The sequence below is a fragment of the Nonomuraea basaltis genome (genome assembly GCF_005893125.1).
Taxonomy (GTDB): domain Bacteria; phylum Actinomycetota; class Actinomycetes; order Streptosporangiales; family Streptosporangiaceae; genus Nonomuraea; species Nonomuraea basaltis.
In genome coordinates, this window is the sequence record NZ_VCJS01000397.1 from 1 (window position 1) to 6,630 (window position 6,630).

At 64.3% G+C, this 6,630-nt stretch carries 7 protein-coding genes and 1 pseudogene; 2 read left to right on the forward strand and 6 right to left on the reverse strand.

Going from position 1 to position 6,630, the window contains the following annotated elements; genetic code table 11:
• Positions 1 to 707 precede the first annotated feature (707 nt).
• On the forward strand, positions 708 to 1,142 hold the full coding sequence (locus tag EJK15_RS66535) for a hypothetical protein (protein ID WP_138720474.1): 435 nt from the start codon (positions 708 to 710) through the stop codon (positions 1,140 to 1,142).
• Positions 1,143 to 1,474: 332 nt separating this feature from the next.
• Here the strand turns inward: EJK15_RS66535 and tnpC are convergent, their stop codons facing one another.
• Entirely contained in the window at positions 1,475 to 3,070 is a 1,596-nt protein-coding gene (gene tnpC / locus EJK15_RS66540) for an IS66 family transposase (RefSeq protein WP_138720475.1), read from the reverse strand.
• Between the two features lie 17 nt (positions 3,071 to 3,087).
• Between tnpC and EJK15_RS78330 the strand changes: the two are divergent.
• Positions 3,088 to 3,387: pseudogene (locus EJK15_RS78330) on the forward strand (DesA/ISL3 alpha bundle tail domain-containing protein); the annotation flags it as partial.
• Between the two features lie 56 nt (positions 3,388 to 3,443).
• Here the strand turns inward: EJK15_RS78330 and EJK15_RS66550 are convergent.
• Genes EJK15_RS66550 through EJK15_RS75945 form a run of 5 tightly spaced genes read right to left on the reverse strand, consistent with a single transcriptional unit; the run spans position 3,444 to position 6,537 of the window.
• Positions 3,444 to 3,932 (reverse strand): hypothetical protein, encoded by a 489-nt coding sequence (locus tag EJK15_RS66550; RefSeq protein ID WP_138720477.1) that lies wholly within the window; start codon positions 3,930 to 3,932, stop codon positions 3,444 to 3,446.
• Positions 3,929 to 5,389 carry a tyrosine-type recombinase/integrase gene (locus EJK15_RS73925; protein ID WP_206062240.1) on the reverse strand — a complete coding sequence of 487 codons (1,461 nt, stop codon included), beginning with the start codon at positions 5,387 to 5,389 and terminating at the stop codon, positions 3,929 to 3,931. Before EJK15_RS73925 ends, EJK15_RS66550 begins: the two co-directional genes overlap by 4 nt.
• On the reverse strand, positions 5,389 to 5,805 hold the full coding sequence (locus EJK15_RS73930) for a hypothetical protein (protein WP_206062242.1): 417 nt from the start codon (positions 5,803 to 5,805) through the stop codon (positions 5,389 to 5,391). The genes EJK15_RS73925 and EJK15_RS73930 overlap by 1 nt, the downstream gene beginning before the upstream one ends.
• Positions 5,802 to 6,194 carry a hypothetical protein gene (locus tag EJK15_RS73935; protein ID WP_138720478.1) on the reverse strand — a complete coding sequence of 131 codons (393 nt, stop codon included), beginning with the start codon at positions 6,192 to 6,194 and terminating at the stop codon, positions 5,802 to 5,804. Before EJK15_RS73935 ends, EJK15_RS73930 begins: the two co-directional genes overlap by 4 nt.
• 49 nt (positions 6,195 to 6,243) lie before the next feature.
• A complete protein-coding gene (locus tag EJK15_RS75945) occupies positions 6,244 to 6,537 on the reverse strand; it encodes a tyrosine-type recombinase/integrase (protein WP_338089974.1) in 294 nt (97 codons plus the stop codon).
• Positions 6,538 to 6,630 lie beyond the last annotated feature (93 nt).

Here is a 6,630-nt window from a genome sequence, read left to right on the forward strand (position 1 = left end):
TCGCTGCCTGCTGTGGAACGAACACCATCTGCGTCACGCTCTTCGCGAGTACGAACGGTTCTACAACCAGCACCGCGTCCACCAAGCCCTTGATCAAGCGGCCCCGCTACGCGTCGTCCCGGATCTGATCAAAGATCCAGGGCGCATCGCCGCTTTGGACATACGCCGAAGAGACCGGCTCGGCGGCGTTCTCCACGAGTATTCACACGCAGCTTGAGCTGCATGGATGTAGTTTTCGGCAGGCGCACAGTTTGGTGCTGACTTTGCAAAAGGGCTGGGAGATGCTCATGAAAGGGGCTCGGGGACTCCGTGTAGTCAGCTCAAGGCCGGCCGCCCATGCGATTCAGCGGCGGATCAGCGGAACAATTATACTGCCCGCAACTGGGCAACCCTGAACGAGTTGGGCTGGAGAGATGACTGGCAAAGGACAAAAGCAGTTGGTAAGCCGGGACTGAGTCAGCAGGCGGACTTCATAGATAGTCTGTACAACGTCGCGTATAAGATGTGGGAGAGGCGCGATCTTGTGGGTGCAAAACGAGACAAAGTTTACTCTTGCCCAAGGTCATTTGTCTGCTAATAAATGCGTCCATAATATGCGCTCGCTCTCTGGTTGACGAACGTGAGGAGCTAGAAATCGCTCGTGCCGGCCCTGTGGGTTGACGCGTCCAATATATAGCGAGCATAGAAATAGCCCTAGGGGGTGTTGTATGAAAAAGGGCTTAGTGTTGCTCTTGGTCGGCATAGTGGCGGTTATCTCAGGATGTCAAGGTTATAACGAGGCTGCACCTTCGTTGGAGGAGTGCTATAAGAAAGATAGGCGTGAGGGCGGGCAGCTCGCCAGAGAAGTAGGACCTCTGTTGGCGCCGGATGTGCGGTCGACCCTTGATGAAGGTAGTGCCTGTGATTCTGCGCCAGAGGGAGGTGCATACATATCCTATGTTCTGGACTCTGATGTACCGCCGAAAGTAGTTCTAGAGAAGTTCTATGAAGCTGGCTGGGTTGACTGGCCACAGGCGATAGAGAGTTGCCCGGACTCCTGCATCGCTGGGATAAGCAAGAAGATCGATGGCCGACGCATTAGGGCAACGGTGCAAGAATTTGACAAGGGTACCCGTATGCTTGAAGCTTTGTTTGTTGATTAGAGTCATTATTCAATGCGGCGTCCTGGTGGAGCATGACGGAGAAATGATTCGCGCTATTAGAAATTTCTTGAACGCGCGTAGTGGTCTTTCGGACTTTTGAGAGAAAGTCATCGACGGCCGGTACGGTGATAGGCGTAAACATTCAGGCCGTGCACACTTTGTAACCTTCCGGTTTGGTGTGACTGTTGTCACTTTGATCGTCGGGTGGATGGTGATGTGATCGTCTGGCATCCCGTCTAGAGGTACGCATTCAGCTCCGAAGCGTTCCGGGTCGGCATGATCGCTGTGAGTAGCCACCCTCGGGCGTGAGTTGTCGTGGCCGGTGGCCGGAATCAGGCCGGTAGTGGGTCTGGTGGCATCCAGGCGCGCCCGAGGAGGGCGTCGCGGATTGCCGTCATGACGTCGGCGCCGTGTTTGGCGGCGGTGGAGATGTAGCCCCGGATGGCGTAGCGATGCTCGGTGGTCTGCTCCGAGCGGAGTCTGCCCGAGATCTTCTGCTGGGTCTTGGCCGGGCGGATATCGCGTTCGGCCTGGTTGCTCGTGGGTGGGATCTGGAGGTCGTGCGCGAAGCGCAGTACGTCGTTCTCGCGGTCGCGGAGTACTTCCAGCAGGACGCGGCCGATCGGCTGGGTGACGGTCTTGGCCGGTCCCGGGATCCGGCGCACCTGGGACAGGCCGACGCGCACCCCGTGCCGGAAGCTGTTGATCCACATCGCCTGGGTGCCGGCGCTCATCGCCGGGTGGCCTTGTTCGCGGGCGAGGTTGGCGGCATGGATCAGACCCCGCAGCGCGGTCTGGATCTGGGCCGGCCAGGCCGCGCCGGGGTAGGTTTCCGCACAGTCTTCAAGATCGCGCAGGAGGTGACTCGTGCATAGTTGATGCACGTGGACGCCGAGTTCGGCCGAGTCATAGTTCTGGTAGCGGTCGTGCACGAGCACACCGCTCAGATCGGCGATGATGAACTTCTTGAAGGTGGCCATGGTGCGGTCGCCGAGCATGTACCAGGTGTAGAGGCTCGTGCAGGCGACCAGCAAATACTTCTTGGCCTTCTTCGCACCAACCCGGATCGGCGTCTCATCGCAGCACACCACGTACGCGGCGGTCAGGAGTGCACGTATACGCAGGTTGGCCTGCACGACCGCGGTGGCGGCGCGGGCGATCATGCCGTGGACGAACCCTGGCGAGGGCTGCGCACCGGTGAGTGAGACGACCAGCTCGACACAGCGGTGTACCGGGATCGCGTGCGCGATCATCAGATACACGCACCACGCCTGCAGATTGATCCCCAGGCTGACCGGCGCGGATGGCACCCCTTGCGGGCGGGCTGCGGCGTGCACCTTGCCACAGCCGCAGACCACCGGGGCGAACTCGCCTTCCATCCGGCGGATCGAGGCGATTTCCAGCAGCAACGTGGCGCGCTGCTTCTCGGCCGGCTGGATGGCGTTCAGAGATTCGGCGAACGCTTCCAGCGCCTGGGCCGGGCGGGCGAGTCGTACAGCGCAGAGCGCGCGGAAGCCGGCGAGTTTGGCTCCGGTGAAGGGAAACACCCAAGGCCAGGGAGGTGCGGCTGCTTGTTCGCTGGCTTTTACGGCACGGTGTGCCTCGGCCAGAGCGGTGTGGCAGGAGCGTTCGTCGCGGGCGGTCGCATGGGCGAGCGCTTCCAGGCATGCCAGCCACGCGCGGGTGGTTGGCGGTGGCCGGTCGCCCATGACCGTGCGGGCTCGTGCGAGGAGACGTAGCCCCAGCAAGGGGTCCTCATCCAGCTCGAACTGGGCGAGGCTTCCCGTCATGTACGCGGTGAGCAGGCCATGCTCGGCTCGGCGCGCGGCGTCTATGGCCATGCGATAGTAGGTGCGGGCGGTGCCGGCATCGGCCATGTCCGCGTGCAGCCAGGCGGCGACGGACCGCTCTTCCTGCCGAGCCGCCACGGCAGCGGCCCCCCACGGTGCGGCACGCCGCCGGCTGGTTCCTGCGCAACCCCGCCAACCTCGACCCCGACGAACAACGCCAGCTCGACGCGCTGTGCGCCACCAGCCCTCAGCTTGCCGCCCTGCGCACCCATGTCCGGCACTTCGCCGAGATGATGACGCACCGCCGCGGCCGGCAGCTCGACGCCTGGATGACCGCAGTCCTCGCTGACGACCTTCCTGAGCTGCACTCCTTCGTCATTGGCCTGCGTCGTGACCAGGACGCTGTCACCGCCGGCCTCTCCTTGCCCTACAGCTCCGGCCCCGTCGAAGGCCAAGTCAACCGGATCATTATGTGGAATCTGTCTTGTCAAGCCGCGCTGATCGGTCGCGGTCAGTCGGGTGCCGGATCCCAGAGCAGGACGACCTTGCTGACAACGGGATCGAAGCCGAGGACCGGGTGTTCTTGGCTTCCGCCTTCCGGGGTCATGAGCACGGGCTTGCCGAGTTCGCTCCCGATCGCCCGCAGGAAGTCGCAGAGCGTGTCGACGCCCCCTTGACCTTGCAGTTCACGAAGGTCGACGTCGAAGTCGATCTCGGTCTCCGATATGAGCCGGAAGATTGCGAGCACGCCCGGAGCAGGCCAGACTCGCAGCGACACCGTCTCAGCGTCGGGTGGACGAGCGAGCACTTCGGCGGCGGTGGGCAGCGGCAGCACCGTGTCGCCTTGCGTGTACTGCCACTGCCATCCACGCGCTCTGACCAAGTCCAGGACGGTCTGCCAGTCCTCGACGGTGGCGTCAGGGACAAAGAGGTCCGGCAATGCGCCCATCAAGTCGGGATCGAAGAATTCCCTGACCTCGTCCCATCGGAGATCCGTCATGCCGTCATGCTGCCTGGTCGAGGGACCTGCCGCAGCTTGATTACGTTGGCGTCTGGTTGACAGTGATGACCGGAAGCAGCGTCGCGTGGGCCGGATACCGATCTGCCGCGGGGTCGCACCGGACGGCGCGGGACGTCGGCGAGACGTTCCAGAAGCTGGTCAAGGGCGGCCTGGCCGTCGTCGACCGCGGCCCGCTCGTCGTCGGTGAGCGGGACGGCGGCGAGCATGCGCTGCAGGTTGTCCTTGGCCTCCAGTAGCAGAGCTTTGGAGGAGTCCTTCGGGGTATAGAAGTCGCACTTGGCGCAGGCCATCCGGTGCGGGCACTGTTCGAAGAAGGTGTAGTTGCAGAACCCGTGGCCCAGGTCGTAGTACTGCCACGGTTCTCCGGCGGCGGCGGCTCCACTCTCGATGGCGTGTCGATCGATGAGGACCACGATGGTGCGGACGTTGCGTTCGAAGTATCCGGCGTCGGTGTAGGCCCGTGTCAGCGTCGTGGGGGTGATCTTGGCGTAGTACTGGGTGGACTGCGGGGAGCGGTGGCCGAGCCAGGCTTGCAGCTCGAACAGCGTCATCGGCTCCTTGGCGTTGTAGAGCTGGCTGGCGATGGTGGAGCGGGCCCGGTGGCTGGTGATGTTCCCGCGGACGTCGGCGGCTGGGACGCCGGCCTTGCGGCAGAGCATGGGGATGACGGTGTTGTTGATGTAGGCGGAGGGGACACGGCGTGCCCGAAAGGCGAACAGCAGGTTCACCTGCTCGCCGGTGCGGCGGTCGACGAAGAGCGGCTGGCCGGGGCGGACGGCCTGCCAGGCGTCGATGGCCTGGCCGAGGATAGGATCGATGGGCTTGGTGAATGCGGTTCCGGTCTTGTGTGTGGGAATGTCCAGAAGGCAGACCGCGTCGCGGGCCAGGACCTGGTCGGAGTCGCCGGGGATCGGGGCGTCCTGGTGCTGCCAGCGGATGCATCCGAGGCGCAGCCGGGCGATCTCGTCGCTGCGCAGCCCGCTGAACAGCCACGTCACGGTGATCGCGCGGACGAGCTCGATCGGATAGAAGTGCCCCGACTTGGTCTGCGGCAGATCTTCCTGGTCGAGGTTAAGGCCCGCCCATAACAGCTTGGCCCAGATCTCGTCGGCGATCACACGGGGGTTCGGGCCGAGCAGAGCGGCGATGCTGCGCGGGGTCGCCAGCGCACGTTGCGGGTCGAAACGGCGGGGCAGCCACTCCCACTCCTGGCAGTCGGTGAAGAACCTGCGCAGCGCGGCGAGCTGCCCCTCCTTGCTGCTGGCTTCCAGCGGCTTGCCGGCACGGTCCTTCAGGCCGACGGTGCGCTGGACGTAGTCACCGACCTTCATCCGTTCAAGCGCGGCAACCCAGGCCGCGCAGGTCTGCCGGGTCCAGTCCACCGGATCGGCGGCGTCGGGATGTTGTTGGCGCTCTGTGACTTCAGAGAGCGCCATCAATGTTCCGCCTGAAGCCAGCGGCCGACTTTGAGCAGGTTGGAGCGAACGCCGCTGCGGGTGCGGGGCGTCAACGTCGAGGTGGCGTGCCAGCGGTCGACCCACCCTTCCCATTCTGGTGCGCCGCCCGTGGCCCGGGCCGAGTGACGGCCGGTGCCCTGCCGCGGCGGATCGCAGAACCCCAGCGCGCTCACCGCCCGTTGCAGGGCGTGCAAAGTGTTCATCTGCGCGCCCGGCAGCAGACGCTCGCGCCGGACGCGAGCGAACAGCTCAGTGGTCAGCTCGTCAACGTGAGGGCTGCGATTGAGCAGGAACAGCCGGCAGGCCGCCATCGGCAGCAACGTGTCGTCATCGCGGCCGAGCCGGTAACCCCACTCCTCCAGGACGGCTCGAACCTGGGCGATCTCGTTACTCAACCGGTCACGCCCGAAGATCTGCCGGGCCAGGGTGAGGCGTTGGAAGCTGCCGAGGCGATCGAAGCCGGTAAACGAGCCCAGCAGGTAGGCGTGCGCCGCCAGGTAGGGGCGGGGACCTCATCACCGGCCCAAGCGGGCGCGTTGCGATGAAAGTCGGCCTGGTCACGGCCAAGCAGGTGGACCCATTCGTCCTCGCTCCAGCCCCAGAAGGCCCGGCCCTCCTCGGCGCAGCGCAGCAACAGGAGCGCGACGACATCCAGCATGGCGCGTCGCCGATGCTTAGTAACCGGGCCGTCCAGCCCGGCGTTGACGACCTCCAGCGGCCGCAGCAGCCGTCCGATCGTCGTCCAGCCGGGCGCGGACCGGTCGTGATACTGCAGCCGCCGCAAGTTACGGACACCGAGTTCGGCGATGCTCCGTATCTCGTCGGAGCGAACCTCAACCGTCGTGTCGAAGCGGTGACCAGCAAGGGGTGAGCACCAGCGGAGCGTGGGAGCCTCGGATTCCGGTGAGCATCGCGATGCGCCATGCATGGATGTGCTCCATGCCGCGGCTGAGCTTGTCGGCCAGGTCTCGGCCGGACAGGTGGATGTACTGCAGGGTGGAGTCGGTATGGCGATGCCCGGCAAACGTCGCGATCGTGTGCAGCTCCCAGCCCATCCGGGCCAGGTCGGTCAGGCACAGATGCCGGGTGGTGTGAGGCCGTAAGGAAATAAGGCGTTGCTTTGTGATCTTCGGCTCGTTGGGAGGATATGGCCATTCCGAGCGAGGTCCGCGAGCAACTCTCGGTGAAGTTCGATGTGCTGCTGCCCCATCTGAACGAAC